The sequence below is a fragment of the Verrucosispora sp. NA02020 genome (assembly GCF_013364215.1).
Taxonomy (GTDB): domain Bacteria; phylum Actinomycetota; class Actinomycetes; order Mycobacteriales; family Micromonosporaceae; genus Micromonospora.
Map to the genome: position 1 here is coordinate 4,073,762 of NZ_CP054923.1, position 17,899 is coordinate 4,091,660.

Sequence of the window (17,899 nt, forward strand, 5' to 3'; positions counted from 1 at the left end):
CCGCCGGGCGGGCCCGGCGGAGGAGGTCGGTGAGGGACGTGTCGAGACTACGGACGACGGCGGGACTGCTGGGGGCACCGGTGCGGGCGCTGGTACGGCGCAGTCCACGGCTGAACGCGGTGCTCTGGGACGCCCAGTACGCGTTGGGGATGTGGGGATACCTCGACGAGGCCGGCGACGGGAGCGTGCCGCTGTCGCTGATCGAGACGTGGGCGCCGCAACCGGCGATCCTCGACCTGGGCTGCGGCACCAGCGTCAACCTGGCGTTGCGCCGGGGCCGCTACCGGCACTACCACGGGGTGGACATCAGTCGGCGGGCCATCGGGACGGCCCGGGCGCTGCGTCGGCCGGACGCGTCCTACGCGGTGGCCGACATCCGCACGTACACGCCGCCGGACCGGTACGACGCGATCCTGCTGCGCGAGGTCATCTACTACCTGTCCGTGCCGGAGGCGGCGGACCTGCTGCGCCGGTTGCCGGGGATGCTCACCGCGCGGGGACGGATCCTCGTGCAGATCTACGACGTGCAGCGGTCCCGGCAGTTCGTGGCGGTGATCCGGGACTGCGGGCTGGAGGTGACCACCTGGCGACCGCCGGAGACCGGTGACGCCGGGCGGGACGCCTTCTTCGTCCTCACCCCCGCCGCCGTCGCGGAGCCCTGAGCCACACCGGGCCTACACCGGCACGCGCCGCTCCCACCATGGCCACACCGTCACCGGCTCGCTGCGCAGCAGCCGGCGGTGCAGGTCCTGGAGGCGGTGTCCCGGTTCGACGCCGAGCCGGTCGGCCAGCGTGGTCCGGGCGTCCTGGAAGGCGGTCAGCGCCTCGGCCCGCCGTGACGTCTGCCCGAGCGCGATGAGCAGCAGTTCCCAGAGCCGCTCCCGCATCGGGTGCTCGGCCAGCATCCAGCGCAGCTCGGCGACGACGTTCTCGATGTCGCCGAGCAGCAGCCGTACGCCGGTCACCTCCTCCCGGACGTCCTGGCGCAGCTCGGTCAGCCGGATCCGCTCGGCCTCGGCCAGCGGGCCGGTGGCCTCGTGCAGCGCCCGGCCCGACCAGCGCGCCAGACCGGCCTGGAACAGGTAGAGCGAGTCGGTCAGGTCCGCCTGGGCGCGGGCCGCCCGGGCCCGGCGGACGTCCTGCTCGAAGCGGACGGTGTCCACGGCGTCGGGCGGTACGTCGAGGGTGTAGCCGGGTCGGGTGGAGCGCAGCACCCGGGCCACCGCCGGACGGTCTCCGGGTGGTTCGAGGGCCCGACGCAGCCGGCCGATGTAGGTGTGCACCATGTTCTCCACCGAGTCGGGCCGCCGACCGACCCAGATCGCCTCGACGATCTGGGCGACGGACATCACCATGCCGCTGCGCATCGCCAGCACCGCCAGGACCTCCCGCTGCCGGGGGGTGCCCAGGTACAGGACGGTGTCTCCCCGCCGGGCCCGCACCGGACCCAGGAGCAGGATGGACAGTTCACTCTGCGACATCAGGGGCCTTCTCCCACCCGGCGCGGCCGGGGCGTCACGTGTGCGGGGACGGTGACGAAGCGCAGCCCACGGGCGGTAAGCCCGGGCAACACCTCGGCCAGGGCGGCGACGGTCTGCGACCGGTCGCCACCGCCGTCGTGGCAGAGCATGATCTGCCCGGGCCGGGTACGCGACAGCGTGCGGGCGATCCGCGCGACACCCGGACGACGCCAGTCACTGGGGTTCACCGTCCAGTCGACAGGAGTGAGGCCGAGCTCGGCGACGGTCCGCAGGACGGTCGGCGACCAGTTGCCGCCGGGCGCGCGGAACAGGCGCGGCGACACCCCGGTGGCGTCCTCGATGTCGCGCTGGGTCTGCGCGATCTCCGCGACGATCGCGGGTCGGGACAGCGCGGCGAACGGCTGCGGGTGCGAGCGGGAGTGGTTGCCGATCAGGTGACCGGCGGCGAGCACCCGCCGGGCCAGGTCCGGGTGTTCCCGGACGCGGTCGCCGATGAGGAAGAAGGTGGCGCGTACCCGGTGCCGGTCGAGCAGGTCGAGCAGGGCGGGCGTCCACTGCGGGTGCGGCCCGTCGTCGACGGTGAGGGCGACCTCCGCCCCGGCCAGGCCGAACGCCGGCCAGCGCGGGCTGCCGGGGGCCGCGTGACGGCGCAGTGTCTGCCCGCCGCGATAGGCGAACAGCAGGTAGTGCAACGCCTGTGCGTGCAGGTGCGCGCCGAGTCGGGTGACGGGTCCTCGGCGGGCGCTCATCGGGACGTCTTCGCCGCGGTGGCCCGGCTCGGCCCGAAGTCGCGGTCGGTGAGGTGACGGATCCCGCCGACCACGGCGCCGCCGACGACGGCGAGTTGGACCAGCAGGTGCACGGCGAAGAAGAAGAGGGTGAACGGCAGCCCGCGTCGACGCAGCACGAACCGCAGCAGCGCGGGCTCGGCGACCGTGAACAGGACGAGGAACAGCAGCGACAGCACCGGCCACCCGCCGGTGAGCGGTGCCGTCGGCAGCGTCGCCGGCACCGCCGCCGCGGTGAGCAGGCCCGCCGCGCTGTTGGCGCGGATCCCGGCCGGTCCGCGTTCGGCCAGGGCCACCGGAATCAGCATCTGCGAGCGGCGGAACTGCTTGGCCAGCAACGACCCGAGTCGGCTGTCGTCGTCGTGTCGGCAGACCACCGTGTCGGTGAGGACGATGCCGTACCGGTCGCCCATCCGGTCGCCGATCTCCACGTCCTCGGAGGCGCGCAGCTTCTCGTCGAAGAGGCCGACCGTGTCGAAGACCTCGCGGCGGATGAGGCAGATCGCGAAGAGGGTGGTGCGGACCCGCCCGACGTGGCGCAGCCGCCAGTGGTGCCCGTGCGTGAGCCGGTACGCCTCGACCGGGCCGTCGTCGAAGAGCGGCTCCAGCGCGTAGATGCCGTGTACGCAGGCGACGTCGGGCTGCTCGCGCAGGACGGCCAGGGCGTTGCCCAGGGCGTCGGGTTCCGGGGCGCAGTCCGAGTCGAGGAAGAACAGCAGGTCGCCGGTGGCGGCCCGGATGCCGCGGTTGCGGGCGGCGGCCGGGCCGGCGTTGCGGTCGGTGACCAGCAGCCGGCACGGGAACCGCCGGGCGACGGCCCGGGTGTCGTCGGTGCTGGCGTCGTCGACCACGATGACCTCGGTCACCGGGTGCCGTAGTCGGTGCACCGCCGCGAGGCACGCACCCAGGGTCTTGGCGCTGTTGTGGGTGGGAACGATTACCGACACCGTCGGCGGCATGACGGGCACCTCAACGAGTGTTGGCTAATGTGCAGATGAATTGACCGGCGGCAATTGTGTTGCGCCTTGACCAAGTTATCCATGCCCCACCCGCCGTGGCAAGGGTTGCCTTGCGTAGTCAAGGTTGCATCCAGCCTCGGTCCAGGAAAGATCACGGACCAATAGATAGCGTCGCGGCATGCCCAATCTCGTCAGTGTCGAGGAATGCGAGCGGTTCACCGTTCGCGAGGTGCACGACCTCTATCGGCGGTACGTGAACGCGAGCCAGGTCAATCTGATGACGTCGTTCGGGTTCGGTCGGGAATTGGTGGAGCAGGCCGAGGGTGCCTACCTGACCCTGCGGGACGGCCGGCGCGTCCTCGATCTGACCGGCGGGGTGGGGGTGCTCAACCACGGCCACAACCATCCACGGATCGTGGCGGCCCGGCAACGCTTCGCTGAGCGTCGGCGAATGGAGGTGCACAAGACGTACTTTTCGCCCTACCTCGCGGCGCTCGGCCACAACCTGGCCCAGCTGCTGCCCGGCGATCTGTCCATGTCGTTCCTGCCCAACTCCGGCGCCGAGGCGGTGGAGGGTGCGGTGAAGCTGGCCTACAAGTACCACGGTGGTCGACGGGGCACCATCCTTCGCGCGGACTGCGGATTCCACGGGAAGTTGCTCGGTTCCGGTGGGCTCACCGGACAGCCGCACTTCAACTTTCCGACAATTCCGGGAATCGTCCCATTCGCGTACGGGGATCTGGAATCCGTCCGGTCCGCTATCGAGCGGCATGCGGGTGACGTGTACGCCCTGATCGTCGAACCTTTCAGCGCCTCCACCATTCAATGGTGCGACGAAGATTTCCTTCGCGGCGTCCGGGAACTCTGCGACCGACACGACATCGTACTCATCTTCGACGAGATCTACACCGGCTGGGGCAAGACGGGCAGCCTCTTCTACTTCATGCGTTACCCGGATCTGATACCGGACGTGCTGACCACCAGCAAATCGTTCGGCGGCGGCAAGTCGTCCATATCGGCCTTCGTCGCCCGCAAGCCGGTCTTCCGGAAGGCGTACGACAATCTGACCGACGCGCTGTTGCAGAGCACCAGCACCACCTACTACGGCATGGGGGAGGAGTGCGTCACCGCCATCGAGGCGATCAACATCGTGGTGGAGGACGACTACCCGGCACGGGCGCGGGCGCTGGAACGGGTCCTCGAACCGGGGCTGCACCGGTTGGCCAAGGAGCATCCGGAGGCGGTCGGCCGGGTGGCCGGCGCCGGGGCGCTCTGGGGCGTGCACATCGACGGCGGACCCCGGATCCTCGACCTGGTGGGCCGGCTCGCCCCGGCCGGTGTGGCCCGCGACCCCCGCTTCAAGGCCAAGCTGGTCACCTGCGCCGTCATCAACGCGCTCTACCGCGACCACGACATCTTCACCTACTACACACTCAACGGCCGCAACCCGCTTGTCGTCGGCCCGTCGCTCGTCACCGAGCCGGCCGACGCGCAGCGGGCCGTGGACGCCCTGGGTGAGGTGCTCGACCAGGGACTGACCCGACTGGTGACCCGGTTCGTCACGCAGAAGGTGGGATCGCTGTGGTGATCGCGATCACCGGCGCCGCCGGGATGCTCGGCTCCCGGCTGGCCGACCGTCTCGCCGCCGACGGACACCAGGTCCGTGGCGTCGACCTGCGACCGGAACCCACCGTCGGGTACGTCGGCGACATCCGCGACCCGGCGCTGCTGGACCGCGCCCTCACCGGCGCCACCGTGGTGATCCACTGCGCGGCGGCGCTGCCCAGCTACCCGACCGACGAGATCCGGTCGGTCATCGTCGACGGCACGCGCGGTGTCTTCGACGCGGCGCGCCGGGCCGGGGTGGCTCGCGTCCTGCACGTCTCCTCGACCGCCGTGTACGGGCTGCCGAAGCAGGTGCCCACCACCGAGGCGTACCCGCGCAGTCCGGTCGACACCTACAGCGCGGCCAAGGCCGCCGCCGAGGAGATCGCCGAACGGCACCGCGCGGACGGCCTGCCGGTGGCGGTGCTGCGGCCCAAGACCTTCGTCGGCCCCGGCCGGATGGGACTGTTCGCCATGCTCTTCGAGTGGGCGGAGGAAGGGCGCCACTTCCCGGTCCTCGGTCGCGGCGACGTGCGGATCCAGATGTTCGCCGTGGACGACCTGGTGAACGCCGTGGTCACCGTCCTGCACGCCGCCGACGACGTCGCCAACGACACGTACAACCTCGCCGCCGAGGAGTTCGGCACACTGCGCGAGGACTTCCAGGCCGTCCTGGACGCCGCCGGTCACGGCCGACGCGTGGTCTCGCTGCCCGCCCGGCCCGCACTCGCCGCGCTCAGCCTGCTGGAACGCAGCCGACTCTCCCCGGTCTACGGGCGCCTGCTGCACAAGCTGATGGCCGACTCGTACGTCAGCACCGACAAGGCCCGGGACCGGTTGGGCTTCCGGCCCAAGCTGTCCAACCAGGACGCCATCCTGCGCACCTACGAGTGGTGGCGGGCGCAACGGCAGCATCACCGACCGGCCCGGGACGGTCGGACCAGCCGCGATCCGTGGCGGCAGGGCGCCCTGGCCGCCGCGAAGATCTTCTTCTGACGGCCCGCGATGACCGCCGCCGAGACCGTGGTGGAGCCGGTCGCCCCGGTCGCCCCCGACCGGGTCGTACGCCCGCTCCTGCTGCCACGCCACCTCCTCGTCCTGGCCCGACCGGGTCACGTCGTCAAGAACCTCCTGGCCGTTCCGCTCGCCCTGGTCGACACCCCGGTCTGGACGGCGTCGTCGCTGTGGCGGTGCCTGTGGGCGATCGGCGCGTTCACGCTCGCCTCGTCGGTGATCTACGTGCTCAACGACATCGCCGACCGCCACCTGGACCGGGCGCACCCCGACAAGCAACACCGCCCGATCGCCGCCGGGCACGTCCCGGTCCCGGTCGCCTGGGCGTACGCGGTGCTGCTCGCGGTCGGACTGGTCGCGGTGACCGTCACGGGGCCGGAGATGACCTGGTGGCCGCTGATCGCCTACCTGGCACTGAGCGCCGCCTACAGCCGGTGGCTCAAGCACCTGCCGCTGCTGGACGTCTGCGTGGTCTCCACCGGCTTCGTGCTGCGCGTCCTCCAGGGGTACGCCGCCACCGAGACGGTCCCCGCCAGCCTGCTGCTGACCGCCGTGTTCAGCGGTTGCCTGGTGCTGATCCTCGGCAAGCGCCGGCACGAACTGTCCGCCCTGGGCACGCCGCACCGGCCTGCGCTGCACGGCTACAACCTGCTGCTCGCCGACCACCTGCTCGGCCTGACCACCTCCCTGGCCGGCACCACCTTCCTGCTCTACCTGCACCTGGACGCCCCGATCGCCGCCTACCCGCCGGCCGTCCTGGCCCTCGTCGTACCCCTCGGGCTGCTGGCCGCGTTCCGCTACCTCCAGGCGGTCCTGGTGCTGCGGACCGGCGGCGACCCGATCCGGATCCTGCTGCGCGACCGGACGATCGTCGGCTGTGCCGTGCTGATCGGCGTCGTGCTGGCCGTGGCACAGATCAACGCCCGCTATCCCCACCTGCTGACCTGGATGGACTGATGAGCCCTCCCCTGGTGTCGGTCATCGTGCCGAACTACAACTACGCCCGCGCGCTGCGGCTCTGCCTCGACTCCCTGCGGGCACAGACGTACCCGCGCCTGGAGATCATCGTGGTGGACGACTGCAGCACCGACGACTCGGTGGCGGTCGCCGAGGCCCACGGCGCGCGGGTCGTGCGGACGCCGAGCAACAGCGGCCCGGCCGCGGCCCGTAACCTCGGCGCGGCGGTCGCGGCGGGTGAGATCCTGTTCTTCGTCGACTCCGACGTGGCGGCCCGCCCGGACGCGGTGGCCAACGCGGTCGACCTGCTCACCACGGACCCGGAGATCGGGGCGGTGTGCGGCAACTACGATCCGGTGCCGCTGATCCGGGACAGCCTGCTGGAGGAGTACCGCTGCCTCCAGCAGTCCTACTGGCTGATCGCCGACGAGGGGCAGATCATGACGCTCTACACCGCGCTGCTGGCCGTGCCGGCCCGGGTGTTCGCCGAGATCGGCCCGTTCAACCCCCGACTGCGCGAGACCGAGAACGCCGACTACGGCATGCGGCTCGCGCAGCGCTACCGGATCCTGCTGTCGCCGAGGGTGCGGGGTGTGCACGACCACGACCACGAACTCGGTGTCCTGATCCGCAAGGTGTTCACCCGCACGGCGCTGCACATCCCGATGTACGCGAGCAAACCCGAGTTCCCCGGCGGACTGCGCAGCGGCCCCCGGGCCTGGGTCAGCATCGCCGCCCCGCTGACCCTGCTCACCCTCGTGCTCCCGGTCCTGCTCGGCCCGGCGGCACTGGTGGTGCCGCTGGCCGCGTTCGCCGCCTTCGTCGCCGGCGACCTGCCGATGTACCGCTTCGTCCGCGCCGAACGCGGCTGGGGATTCCTGGTCTACTTCGTCGCGATGCACTTCTTCCTGAACCTGGTCATCGCGGTCGCCGCGGCCTGCGGTGTGCTGGCCTGGCTGACCTCACGCCGGTTCCGTCGGCTCTACGACCGCCCGGAGGTCGCCACCCGATGAACGCCCTTCCGCTGGTCTCGGTGATCGTGCCCAACTACAACTACGCCGAGTCCCTGGACCTCTGCCTGCGCTCGGTGCTCGACCAGACCTACCCGAACATCGAGGTGCTGATGGTCGACGACTGCAGCACCGACGAGTCCGTCGCGGTGACCGAGGCGCTCGGCGTACGCGTGGTCAGCACCGGCGCGAACGGTGGTTGTGGGACCGCCCGCAACGTCGGTGCCGCGCACACCCGGGGCGAGCTGATCTGCTACGTCGACTCCGACCTGGCGTTGGCGCCCGACGCGGTGGCCCACGCGGTGCGCCTCCTGCGGGACGCGCCGGATGTCGGTGCGGTCTGCGGGATCCAGGACGCCGAGCCGCTGATCCACGACACGCTCGTCTCCCGCTACCGTGGGCTCCAGTACCACTACTGGTCGATCAGTTCGGAGGGCGACGTGTCGTTCCTCTTCCCCGCCGTCTGCGTGATCCGCCGGGCCGTGTACGACGAGATCGGGCCCTTCAACCCGGCCCTGCGGCAGACCGAGGAGGTCGACTACGGCTACCGGCTGACCCGCCGGTACCGGATGCTGCTCACCTCCGAGGTACGCGGCCGACACGACCACGACCACGAGCTGCCCGGACTGCTGCGCAAGCTGTTCCACCGGGGACGGCTGCGGATTCCGCTGTACGCCCGCGCCCGGCGATTCGGCAAGGGCTTCGAGACCGCCTCCCGCGCATGGGGCAGCCTGGCCGCGTTCCTCGCCCTGCCGGCGCTGGTCGTACCGCTGCTGTTCGGGCCGTGGGGTGCGGTGCTGCCGGCGGCCCTGCTGGCCGCGTCGCTGGCCTGCGACGCCGGGATGTACCGCTTCGTCCTGCGGCGGCACGGGCCGTTGTTCCTGCTCGGCTTCGCCGGGCTGCACTTCCTGGTCAACGTGACGATCACGGCCGGGGTGGCGACCGGCGCCGCGCAGTGGCTGCTCTCCCGGCCGTTCCGGCAGCTCTACGACGCCTCGTTCCCGATCGACGGCACCCCCCGGTGGGAATCGGCGTGACCACCGCCGCGCCGGTCGCCGCCGACACCGCGACGCCACCCGGGCGCGCGGTACGGCGGCGCTGGCCGACGGTGCTGTGGCCGGCCGCCGCCGGGCTCTGGCTCGCCTTCACCGTCGCGCACCGGGCACTGAGCGGGCGGTGGTGGCTCTGGCTCGCCGTGGACACCGTGCCGCCGCCGGCCTTCCTGCTGGTGCCCCTGGTGCTGGCGGCCGGCGCGGTGATGAGCCGCCGCCGTCGTCGTGTGGTGGCGGTGCTCGCCGCCCTGGCGTTGCTGCTCGGCGCCGGGCTCAGCGGCGCCAACGTGCGCTGGTGGCAGGGCGGCGACGGCCCCGCCCCGGCCGACGCGGTACGCGTCTTCTCCTGGAACACCGGCTACTGGGACTCCGGCGGCGAGACCGAGACGATGTACCAGGTGCTGCGCGACGCCGACGCCGACGTCTACCTGTTGCAGGAGTACTGGTTCGAGCAGGGCCGGCCGACGCAGGCGACGCTGGACCGGCTGCGCGCCGAGTTCCCCGGCTTCCACGTGGTGGTGGTCGGCGAGCTGGTCACCCTCTCCCGGCTGCCGGTGCTGCGGCAGGCACCGCTGGAGCCGGTCGGCCTGCCGCCCGAGGTCGCGGCGGCCGGCGACGAGTGGCGCTACAAGACGCTGCGGACCGACCTGGACCTGGGTGGCGGGCGGGTGCTCTCGGCGTACAACCTGCACCTGCCGGTGCAGCTCTCCCCGCAGCACGGCCCCTTCGACGCCGCCTTCTACCGCATTCTGCGGGAACAACGGGCCCAGCGGGAGCCGCAGTGGCGGGCGCTGGCCCGCGACGTTCGTGACAACCCGAATCCGGTGCTGCTCGCCGGTGACCTGAACACCACGCCGGCAATGGGCGACCTGCGTAAACTGCCCGACGGCCTGCGCGACGCCGCCCACGCCATGACGACGCCGTACCCGGCCAGCTTCGCGGCCCGACCCGGCTGGCCGCACTGGTGGCGACTCGACTGGGCGCTCGCCTCGCCGCAGGTCCGGGTGCACTCCTACCGCTTCGGCGACGCGCGGGGCGTCTCCGACCACCGCACCCAGGAGCTGGTGGTGTCGCTGGGCGACCGGTGAGCGAGTCGCCGCTCGCCCTCAGGCGTACGCGTCGAACGGGATGCCGGCGGGCTTGGCGACGCCGAGCAGGTACTCGAACGCCCCATCCTTGATCTTGATGCTGGCCGCGCCGAAGTCGGCAGCCATCAGACTGTTCCGCAGATCCAGGCTGGGCCAGCCGTGCCAGTCCACCACCGGCGGGTAGTGCCAGGTGCCGTAGTGGTTCTCCGGCGGCTCGTCGTTGCCGTTGGCGAGCCGGAAGAAGTGCGTCGACGCGCCGTCCTTGTGATAGACCACCTTCGGATGCGTGCCGTCGAAGCGCACCTGGGAGCGCGGGTAGGTGCGTCGACTGCTGTGCTGAGTGGTGGTCACGTACTCGACCCGGTCGGTGACCTGGTCGACCCAGGAGATCACGTGTTCCCAGTCGTGCCGGTGACCGCCGAGGCCACTGCCGTGCACCGCCTGGTCCTTCTCGAAGTAGCTGGCGTACACGATCGCGCACCAGCCGTTGTTGCACTTCGACCGCGCGTACGTCTGCGACATGTCCAGGTCGGACCGGTCCCGGCAACTGCCGTTGATCGCCCCGGTGGTCCGCAACCCGCCGTTGATCCGGCCGTCCGGGCTGATCGCCGAGACCGCGTAACAGCCGTCGGTGTCGTAGTCGTAGGCGGGGGAGAAGGACGACTCGTAGCCGCCCGCGTGGTGCGGCAGGTTGGGCAGCGAGTTGGCGTACGCGGGCGCGGCGGGCACGAGGACCGCGAGCGCGGCCAGCCCGGCCAGCATTCGGGACAGGGGGCGACGCCGCCGGACCGGCGGGTGTGCGTGCGGTGTCATCTCTCGCCTCTCCGGACGGCGGCGTCGGGCCGGCGTCTCCATCGACGTGTGGCCATGTATCTCACGGTGCGGTGGCGTGCGTCAACGAAAACGCGAGGAATCCTCGCTGACTTGTGGGTGTCGGGCGGGTCCGTCCACAGCGGCCGGACCGGTTGCCGGGTGCCATGCCGGCGCGGTGCGCGGTGTCGGCCGTGCGGGATCCAGCCGTCCGGCTCCGGTGGGCGCTTGCCTGCTCCGCGGTGGAGCGCATTCCAGACGAGGTGGGGAGATTTGTTGTCGCTCCAGCGACAACAAATCTCCCCACCTCGTACCGGGTCCGGGGTTCGTGCCAGGTCCGAGGTCCCGCGCTAGAGGATCAGGCCCGCGTGGCGGCCGGTGCGGCGGCGGACGTGGCCGCGCCAGCCGGCGAGCAGGGCGATCACGGCCCAGCCGAGGGCGCCGAGAACGAGGCTGCCCACCTTGCCGGCGGAGTCGACCCGGTCGGCGTCCCGCAGGGCGATCCGTCCCTCCGGGTCGGTCAGCACGGTGAGCGTGTCGCCGACCCGGTAGCCGGGGGAACTGCCCTGGTACACGAGCGGTTCGTCGAGCGGGCCGGCCGCGCCGCGCAGGGTGAAGGTGTGCCGCTTGCCGGTGGCCTCGGCGTCCACGATCGTCACCTGCTGGCGGACGCCGCGCTGCTCCAGGGCCAGGTCCGGGGCGAGCTGCACCGAGCCGACGAGGACGAACAGGGCCGGCAGCAGGGAGAGCAGGGCCAGCCAACTCGCCCGGTGCAGGAGATGGACGCCGGTGGCGAAGGCCAGGCAGAGGAGTACGCCGGTCACGATCGGGATCACCCGGGTGCCTGCGGAGGCGTACCCGATGCCGGTGTTCAGCGCGACGGCGGCGACGCCGAGGAACAGCAGCAGCGCGGTGCGGCGGACCGACCGGCCGGCGGTCCAGGAGCCCGCGAACTCGGTGGCGACGGAGGTGGACACGACGGAGATCGTAAGGGCGGCTGTCCAGCCGCCCACCGCGCGATCGTGCCTCCCGCCGGACGGCCGGGAGGCACGATCGCGTGGCCGTGAGGGCCGCTGCGCGACCGTCTCCGGCGGCGCGCCGTGGTGAGCTGGGATCCGTCCTATGTGGCCGGTCCGGCTGCCCGGCCTGTCCCGGGATGTCATAGGCTGCCGTCCGGTCGTGAGCCGGTCGAGGAGTAGCATGACGCGTACTGTCCGTGGTCCGTTGCGCCGGCTCGCCGTGCGCTGCGAGGCCGTCGTCGGCGCGCCCTGGTTCAACCTGGCCAGCTTCGCCGTGGTCATCGTCAACGCGGTGGCGTTGGGCCTGGAGACGTACGGCAACGTCGTGGCGACCGTGGGCATCGGGCTGCGTGCCGTCGAGTACGTCTGCATCGCGTTGTTCGTGCTGGAGTTGCTGATGCGGTTCGGTGCGCACGCCACCGCCCCGGCCGGTTTCTTCCGGGACCGGTGGAACGTGTTCGACCTGGTGATCGTGGCCGCGCCGCTGCTGCCCGGTGTGCGGGAGAACGTGACCCTGCTCCGGTTGCTGCGGCTGGCCCGGATCGTGCGGGCGTTCCGGCTCTTCCCGAGTCTGCGGGTGATCCTGGTGGGCATCCGGCGCAGCCTGCCCGGTCTGGCCAGCTTCCTGCTGGTCACCGCGTTGCTGCTGTACGGGTACGCGATGCTCGGCTGGATGCTGTTCGGCGCCGCCTACCCGGAGGAGTACGGCACGGTCGGCCAGGCCATGCTCACGCTGTTCCTGCTGTTGTCGTTGGACGGGATCACCGACACGCTCCAGGCGGGCCGAGACGTCACCGGGTGGGCGGTGCTCTACTACGTCTCCTACATGGTGGCCGCCTGCTACCTGTTGACCAATCTGCTGGTCGGGCTGGTGCTCACCGCGTTGCAGGAGGCGCACCAGGACGAGCAGGTCGCCGCGCAGCGGGCCGGTCGACCGACGGGCGGGCACGCCGAGGACGAGCCGTCGGTGCGGGAGCAGTTGGCCCGCGTACAGGCGATCATCACGGACCTGGAGCGGCGGCTGCCGGAACCGGTCCCGGTCGGTCCGCCGACCGCCGCGCCGGAGGTCGGGACGCTCGTCCTGCCGCCGGTCCCACGGCGGGCCCGGGAAACCGACATCGCCGGGACCGCCTCCGCGCCGCCGGGCAGCGTTCGTGACCAGCGGAGGGCCCGGACCAGGAACCGCCGCAAGCGGCGCTGACCGCGCTGCCGTACGCGGCGCCGGCGGTGCCCCCGCGTACGGCCGCCCCGGGACCGCCCGGCGGCTCCAGGGCGGCAGGGCCGCCCGGCGGGGCGGGTCACTCCCAGCGGAACAGCAGGCCCGCCACGGTGGCGCCGAGGAGCACCGTCACGCCGAGGCCGAGCAGTTGCCCGAGCCCGACCGGCGTGCCCTCCCAGGCGGCGCCGAGAGCCTCCACGGAGGCGCCGAACGGCAACAGGCGACCGATGTCGGCGAGCGGGCCCGGCAGCGAGCCCGGTCCGCCGAACATCCCGCCCAGGGCGCCGAGGACGAAGAACATGACCAGGCCGATGGCGACGGCGGAGTTCGGGGTGGGCGCGACCGCCGCGACGATCATGCCGGCGCTGTACATGGCGGCCATCGCCAGTGCCGCCACGCCGAGGGTCGCGCCGACGTCGACCGGCGCGTTCGCGTCGAACACCAGGAAGGCGAGCGCGACGGCGGCGGCGATGCCGACGACCGACTGGAGCACGCTGACGATCACCTGCGCGGCCAGCACCGTCGCCGGTGAGGCGGGCGTGACGCCGAGCCGGCGCAGGATGCCGGAGCGCCGGTAGTAGGCCAGGAAGCTCGGCATGTTGATGATGCCGATGATCGCGATGACCATGGTGAGCACGAGCGGGAGCACGAACAGGTCCAGCGCGGTCAGCCCGCCCGAGACCTCCTGCTCGTTCGCGGAGCCGGCGCTGGTCAGCATGATCAACAGCGGCAGGCAGAGCGGGACGACCAGTCCGGGGGTGTCCCGGATGACCATCTTCGCCTCGCAGCGGATCAACGTCAGCAGCGACCGCATCCCCGGTCGGTGGGCGACGACGGTGGTCATGCAGCTTCCTCCAGGTCGAGTTCCTTGCCGGTGAGCGCGACGAACGCGTCGTCCAGGCTGGCGGCGCCGGTCTGTGCGACCAGCCCGGCGGGAGTGTCGGTGGCGACGACCCGGCCGGCGTCGAGGACGGCGACCCGGTCGCACAGCCGCTCGACCTCCTCCATGGCGTGACTGACCAGCAGCACACTCACCCCCTCGGCGCGGAGCTGCTCGATCGTCGCCCACATGCGGCGGCGGGCCTTCGGGTCCAGGCCGGTGGTCAACTCGTCGAGGATCACCACGCGGGGGCGGCCGGCCAGCGCCAGGGCGATCGAGAGCCGCTGCTGCTGGCCGCCGGAGAGCTTCTCGAACGTCGCCTTCCGGTGCGTGGTCAGATCGACCATGTCCAGCAACTCGTCGGCCGGGCGAGGGTCGGGATAGAAGCTGCGGTACAGGTCGACGAGTTCGGACACCCGCAGCGCGCCGTGCAGGTAGGCGTGCTGGAGCTGCACCCCGAGCACCTGCCGTACGCGCCGCCGGTCCGCCCGGGGATCGAGTCCGAGGACGCGTACCCGCCCCCGTTCGGGTACGCGTAGCCCGGCGATCATCTCGACCGCCGTGGTCTTCCCGGCTCCGTTGGTGCCGAGGACGCCGACCGCCTCCCCGACGTCGACCCGGAGACTCACGTCGGCCACGGCCCGGGTCGATCCGTAACTCCTGGCGAGGTTCTCGGCGAGGATCGCCGGTTCGGCATCGGTCATGCCTCGACGCTACGGACGCCCCGACCTGGCCACCTGTCCCAGAAGTCACCTCCCGGGGGCATGACTTCCGGCACGGGTGCGCCCGACACGGGCCGCCCTAGAGTGGGGGCGTGCGACGTTTCGGGACGGAGGAGTGGTCCGGCATCGCCATGCTCGTGGTCGCGGTCGGCGTCGCCGCGCCCGTGCTGTTCGGGGCCGTCGACACCGAGATCCCCCGGGTGCTGTGGATCGCGCTGTTCCTCCTCCACCTCGTCGCGCTGCTCACCTCGCTCGCCATCGAGCGGGCCGGTCCGCTGCGTACCGGGGCGTTCGCGGTGGCCGTGCTGGCGTCCTGGGCGGTGGTTCTCGCACTGCCCAACACGGGGCTGCTGCCGGTGCTGCTGGTGCTCACCGCAGCGGTCAGTGTGTACCTGCTGCCCCTGAAGGTGGGGCTGGTCCTCGTCGCCCTCAACACCGTGGTGATCGCCGTGGGCCTGCCGCCGACCGCGCTCCGGTCGGCGGAGGCGGTCGTGGTGGTCGGCTTCTACCTGCTCATCCAGTTGGCCAGCCTGCTCAGTTCGAGCACCCTGCTCCGCGAGCAGCGGATGCGCCGCGAGTTGGCCGAGGCACACGTGGAGTTGCAGGCCGCGAGCGTGCTGCTCTCCGAGTCCGCCCGGACCGCCGAGCGCCTGCGGATCTCGCGGGAGCTGCACGACCAGATCGGTCACCAGTTGACCGTCCTGACGCTGGAATTGGAGACGGCCCGGCACCTCGACGGCGAGGCGTCGCGTACCCACGTGGAACGGGCCGACCGGGTCGCCCGCGAACTGCTCGGCGACGTACGCGCCACGGTCGGCCGGCTGCGGACCGAACCGCCCGACCTGGAGCAGGCGTTGCGGCGGATGGCCCGCGACCTGCCGGGACTCGACGTGTCGGTGGACGTCTCGCCGACCGTGCGGGTCGACGAGGAGGAGAGCGCGGCGTTCGTGCGGGCCACCCAGGAGATCGTCACGAACACCATCCGGCACGCCGGGGCGCGGGAGTTGTGGATCTCGGTGACCGCCGACGCCCGGGGTACCGTGCTGGAGGCCCGCGACGACGGGCACGGCGCACCGGACCTGGTGCTCGGCAACGGGCTGCGGGGGCTACGCGAACGCTTCCAGGCGCTCGGCGGTGACATCGCCGTCGACGGGCGGACCGGATTCCGGGTGACCGCGCGGGTGCCGGCGGCATGACCCGGGTGGTGGTGGTCGACGACCAGACGCTCATCCGGCAGGGCATCCGGGGGCTGCTGGAGGTCGCCGACATCGACGTGGTCGGCGAGGCCGACGACGGGCGGGCCGCACTGGCGGTCGTCGCCGAGACCACGCCGGACGTGATCCTGCTCGACCTGCGGATGCCCCGCTTCGACGGCATCTGGACGCTCGAACGACTCCGCGCCGCCGAGGTCGAGATCCCGGTGCTGGTGCTGACCACGTTCGACGACGACGAGCTGGTGCTGGCGGCGCTGCGCGCGGGCGCCCGTGGCTACCTGCTCAAGGACGTGACGCTGGACCAGCTCACCCGGGCCATCCGCACGCTCGCCGACGGCGGGACGCTGATCGCCCCGTCGATCACCGACCGGATGCTGCGGGCGATCCGGTCGGGGCCGTCACCGGCCGGGCCGCACGCCGGGCCCGTACCCGGCCTCACCGAACGCGAGCAGGAGGTGCTGCGGCTCGTAGCGCACGGCTACAGCAACCGGGAGATCGCCGAGGTGCTGTTCCTGGCGGAGGGGACCGTCAAGAACCACGTCTCCACCATCCTCACCAAGCTCGGCGCGCGGGACCGGACGAACGCGGTGCTGCGTGCCCTGCACGAGGGCCTCCTCGACTGACCTCGGGTAAGCAGGGGTCCCCTGCTATGCACCAGGCGTTAGCAGGGGACCCCTGCTTGCGCGTGACACGCGATTAACAGCTCCCGGGCGGTATGACGCTTTCGCGATGACATCGGACGGGAGGCGGCCATTAATATTCACGCACATCGATCGCGGCGTATCGGCGCGCCGCGCAGTCCGCAGGGGAGTACCTGATGATCCGACGACAACTGCTGCGCGCGGCCACCGCCGCGCTCGCGGCGGTGCTGGCGGCGACCGGCGTGCAGGTGGTCACCGCCACCGGCGCCGCCGCGGCCCGGACCGTGTACTACGACGCCAGCCGGGCCGGCGAGTTCCGGACCAACTTCGACCAGGCCGCCCAGATCTGGAACAGCCGGGTCAGCAACGTCCGGCTGGTCCCGGGTACGCCGGCCAACGTCACCATCCTGGTCGACACCGGCTGGCCCCGGGCGCAGGTCACCGGGCTGGGCTCCGGCCGGATCTGGATGGGGTGGCAGGCCGTCGACCAGGGCTACCACCGCACCCGCATCGCCACCCACGAGTTCGGCCACATCCTCGGGCTGCCCGACCGGCGTACCGGGCTCTGTTCGGACCTGATGTCCGGCAGCAGCGCCCCGGTCTCCTGCACCAACGCCAACCCCAGTGCCGCCGAGGCCAGCCGGGTCAACCAGCTCTTCGCGGGCAGCCGCAGCACGGCCGACGTGGCGCAGTCGTACACCTGGACCGAGGACGGGGAGTTCGGCACCTTCGTGGTCGGCGGTCGGCCGGCCACCGAGAACTACCCGTGGCTGGTCTACACCTCCGGCTGCACCGGCACGCTGATCAAGGCGAACTGGGTGGTCACCGCCAAGCACTGCCCGACCCCCTCGTCGGTGCGGGTGGGCAGCGTCAACCGCAGCAGCGGCGGCGTCGTGGCCGGCGTGAGCCGGGCCGTCAACCACCCCACCATCGACGTGAAGTTGTTCCAGCTCTCCAGCTCGGTCAGCTACGCGCCGGCGGTGATCCCGTCCACCTCCGGCGCGGTCGGCACCGCCACCCGCATCATCGGCTGGGGCCAGACCTGCGCGCCGCGTGGCTGCGGTTCCGCGCCGGTCACGGCGAACGAACTGGACACCTCGATCGTGGCCGACAGCCGGTGCAGCGGCATCAACGGCCCGTACGAGATCTGCACCAACAACACCAACGGCAACGCCGGGGCCTGCTACGGCGACTCGGGTGGCCCGCAGGTGCGCCGGGTCAACGGCGTGTGGCAGGTGATCGGCGCGACCAGTCGGGCCGGCAACAACAGTTCCACCTGCGCCACCGCGCCCTCGATCTACGGTGACCTCCCCTCCATCCGTTCCTGGATCAACACCCAGGTCGGCGGCCTGCCCGTCTGACGAGTCCCGCGATCATGGAGTTGTGGTGCCCGGACGGCCGCGAGGTGCGGCGTACGCGGTACCACAACTCCATGATCGC

18 protein-coding genes are annotated in these 17,899 nt (G+C 71.7%); 11 read left to right on the forward strand and 7 right to left on the reverse strand.

Annotated elements, in window-relative coordinates; translation table 11 throughout:
- The first annotated feature begins 38 nt into the window (after positions 1 to 38).
- A complete protein-coding gene (locus tag HUT12_RS17610) occupies positions 39 to 662 on the forward strand; it encodes a trans-aconitate 2-methyltransferase (RefSeq protein ID WP_176094073.1) in 624 nt (207 codons plus the stop codon).
- Between the two features lie 12 nt (positions 663 to 674).
- Here the strand turns inward: HUT12_RS17610 and HUT12_RS17615 are convergent, their stop codons facing one another.
- Genes HUT12_RS17615 through HUT12_RS17625 form a run of 3 tightly spaced genes read right to left on the reverse strand, consistent with a single transcriptional unit; the run spans position 675 to position 3,216 of the window.
- Positions 675 to 1,481, reverse strand: coding sequence for a BTAD domain-containing putative transcriptional regulator (locus tag HUT12_RS17615; protein ID WP_131054066.1), 807 nt, complete (start codon positions 1,479 to 1,481; stop codon positions 675 to 677).
- Entirely contained in the window at positions 1,481 to 2,230 is a 750-nt protein-coding gene (locus tag HUT12_RS17620; RefSeq protein ID WP_176094074.1) for a polysaccharide deacetylase family protein, read from the reverse strand. Before HUT12_RS17620 ends, HUT12_RS17615 begins: the two co-directional genes overlap by 1 nt.
- Positions 2,227 to 3,216, reverse strand: a complete 990-nt coding sequence (locus HUT12_RS17625) for a glycosyltransferase family 2 protein (RefSeq protein ID WP_254876868.1) — start codon at positions 3,214 to 3,216, stop codon at positions 2,227 to 2,229. The genes HUT12_RS17620 and HUT12_RS17625 overlap by 4 nt, the downstream gene beginning before the upstream one ends.
- A gap of 289 nt (positions 3,217 to 3,505) precedes the next feature.
- Between HUT12_RS17625 and HUT12_RS17630 the strand changes: the two genes are divergently transcribed.
- From HUT12_RS17630 to HUT12_RS17655, 6 genes are read left to right on the forward strand one after another with little or no spacing between them, the layout of a single operon-like run.
- A complete protein-coding gene (locus HUT12_RS17630; RefSeq protein WP_217706096.1) occupies positions 3,506 to 4,816 on the forward strand; it encodes an aspartate aminotransferase family protein in 1,311 nt (436 codons plus the stop codon).
- Positions 4,810 to 5,829, forward strand: a complete 1,020-nt coding sequence (locus HUT12_RS17635) for an NAD(P)-dependent oxidoreductase (protein WP_176094077.1) — start codon at positions 4,810 to 4,812, stop codon at positions 5,827 to 5,829. The genes HUT12_RS17630 and HUT12_RS17635 overlap by 7 nt, the downstream gene beginning before the upstream one ends.
- A gap of 9 nt (positions 5,830 to 5,838) precedes the next feature.
- Positions 5,839 to 6,804, forward strand: a complete 966-nt coding sequence (locus HUT12_RS17640; RefSeq protein ID WP_176094078.1) for a UbiA prenyltransferase family protein — start codon at positions 5,839 to 5,841, stop codon at positions 6,802 to 6,804.
- Positions 6,804 to 7,817, forward strand: coding sequence for a glycosyltransferase family 2 protein (locus HUT12_RS17645; protein ID WP_131055502.1), 1,014 nt, complete (start codon positions 6,804 to 6,806; stop codon positions 7,815 to 7,817). Before HUT12_RS17640 ends, HUT12_RS17645 begins: the two co-directional genes overlap by 1 nt.
- Positions 7,814 to 8,851, forward strand: coding sequence for a glycosyltransferase family 2 protein (locus HUT12_RS17650; protein WP_131055504.1), 1,038 nt, complete (start codon positions 7,814 to 7,816; stop codon positions 8,849 to 8,851). Before HUT12_RS17645 ends, HUT12_RS17650 begins: the two co-directional genes overlap by 4 nt.
- Complete coding sequence (locus tag HUT12_RS17655; RefSeq protein WP_176094079.1) at positions 8,848 to 9,954, forward strand: endonuclease/exonuclease/phosphatase family protein; 1,107 nt, start codon at positions 8,848 to 8,850, stop codon at positions 9,952 to 9,954. Before HUT12_RS17650 ends, HUT12_RS17655 begins: the two co-directional genes overlap by 4 nt.
- 18 nt (positions 9,955 to 9,972) lie before the next feature.
- On the opposite strand, the gene HUT12_RS17660 is transcribed toward HUT12_RS17655, so the two are convergent.
- Together HUT12_RS17660 and HUT12_RS17665 are read right to left on the reverse strand one after the other, a co-directional pair.
- Positions 9,973 to 10,767: an NPP1 family protein gene (locus HUT12_RS17660; RefSeq protein WP_217706022.1), complete on the reverse strand. Its 795-nt coding sequence runs from the start codon at positions 10,765 to 10,767 to the stop codon at positions 9,973 to 9,975.
- Between the two features lie 347 nt (positions 10,768 to 11,114).
- Complete coding sequence (locus HUT12_RS17665) at positions 11,115 to 11,741, reverse strand: hypothetical protein (RefSeq protein ID WP_176094081.1); 627 nt, start codon at positions 11,739 to 11,741, stop codon at positions 11,115 to 11,117.
- A gap of 223 nt (positions 11,742 to 11,964) precedes the next feature.
- Here HUT12_RS17665 and HUT12_RS17670 point away from each other — a divergent pair, with 223 nt between their 5' ends.
- The gene (locus HUT12_RS17670) at positions 11,965 to 12,984 is read left to right on the forward strand and encodes an ion transporter (protein ID WP_176094082.1); all 1,020 of its coding nucleotides are present in this window, start codon (positions 11,965 to 11,967) and stop codon (positions 12,982 to 12,984) included.
- Positions 12,985 to 13,081: 97 nt separating this feature from the next.
- On the opposite strand, the gene HUT12_RS17675 is transcribed toward HUT12_RS17670, so the two are convergent.
- Positions 13,082 to 13,846: an ABC transporter permease gene (locus HUT12_RS17675; protein WP_131054741.1), complete on the reverse strand. Its 765-nt coding sequence runs from the start codon at positions 13,844 to 13,846 to the stop codon at positions 13,082 to 13,084.
- A complete protein-coding gene (locus HUT12_RS17680) occupies positions 13,843 to 14,586 on the reverse strand; it encodes an ABC transporter ATP-binding protein (protein ID WP_176094083.1) in 744 nt (247 codons plus the stop codon). The genes HUT12_RS17675 and HUT12_RS17680 overlap by 4 nt, the downstream gene beginning before the upstream one ends.
- A gap of 110 nt (positions 14,587 to 14,696) precedes the next feature.
- On the opposite strand from HUT12_RS17680, the gene HUT12_RS17685 reads away from it, so the two are divergent.
- The 3 genes from HUT12_RS17685 (at position 14,697) to HUT12_RS17695 (ending at position 17,820) form a co-directional block, all read left to right on the forward strand.
- Positions 14,697 to 15,800 (forward strand): histidine kinase, encoded by a 1,104-nt coding sequence (locus HUT12_RS17685; RefSeq protein WP_217706023.1) that lies wholly within the window; start codon positions 14,697 to 14,699, stop codon positions 15,798 to 15,800.
- Positions 15,797 to 16,441, forward strand: a complete 645-nt coding sequence (locus HUT12_RS17690) for a response regulator transcription factor (RefSeq protein ID WP_131054743.1) — start codon at positions 15,797 to 15,799, stop codon at positions 16,439 to 16,441. Before HUT12_RS17685 ends, HUT12_RS17690 begins: the two co-directional genes overlap by 4 nt.
- 194 nt (positions 16,442 to 16,635) lie before the next feature.
- Positions 16,636 to 17,820 carry a snapalysin family zinc-dependent metalloprotease gene (locus HUT12_RS17695; protein WP_176094084.1) on the forward strand — a complete coding sequence of 395 codons (1,185 nt, stop codon included), beginning with the start codon at positions 16,636 to 16,638 and terminating at the stop codon, positions 17,818 to 17,820.
- Positions 17,821 to 17,899: the final 79 nt, after the last annotated feature.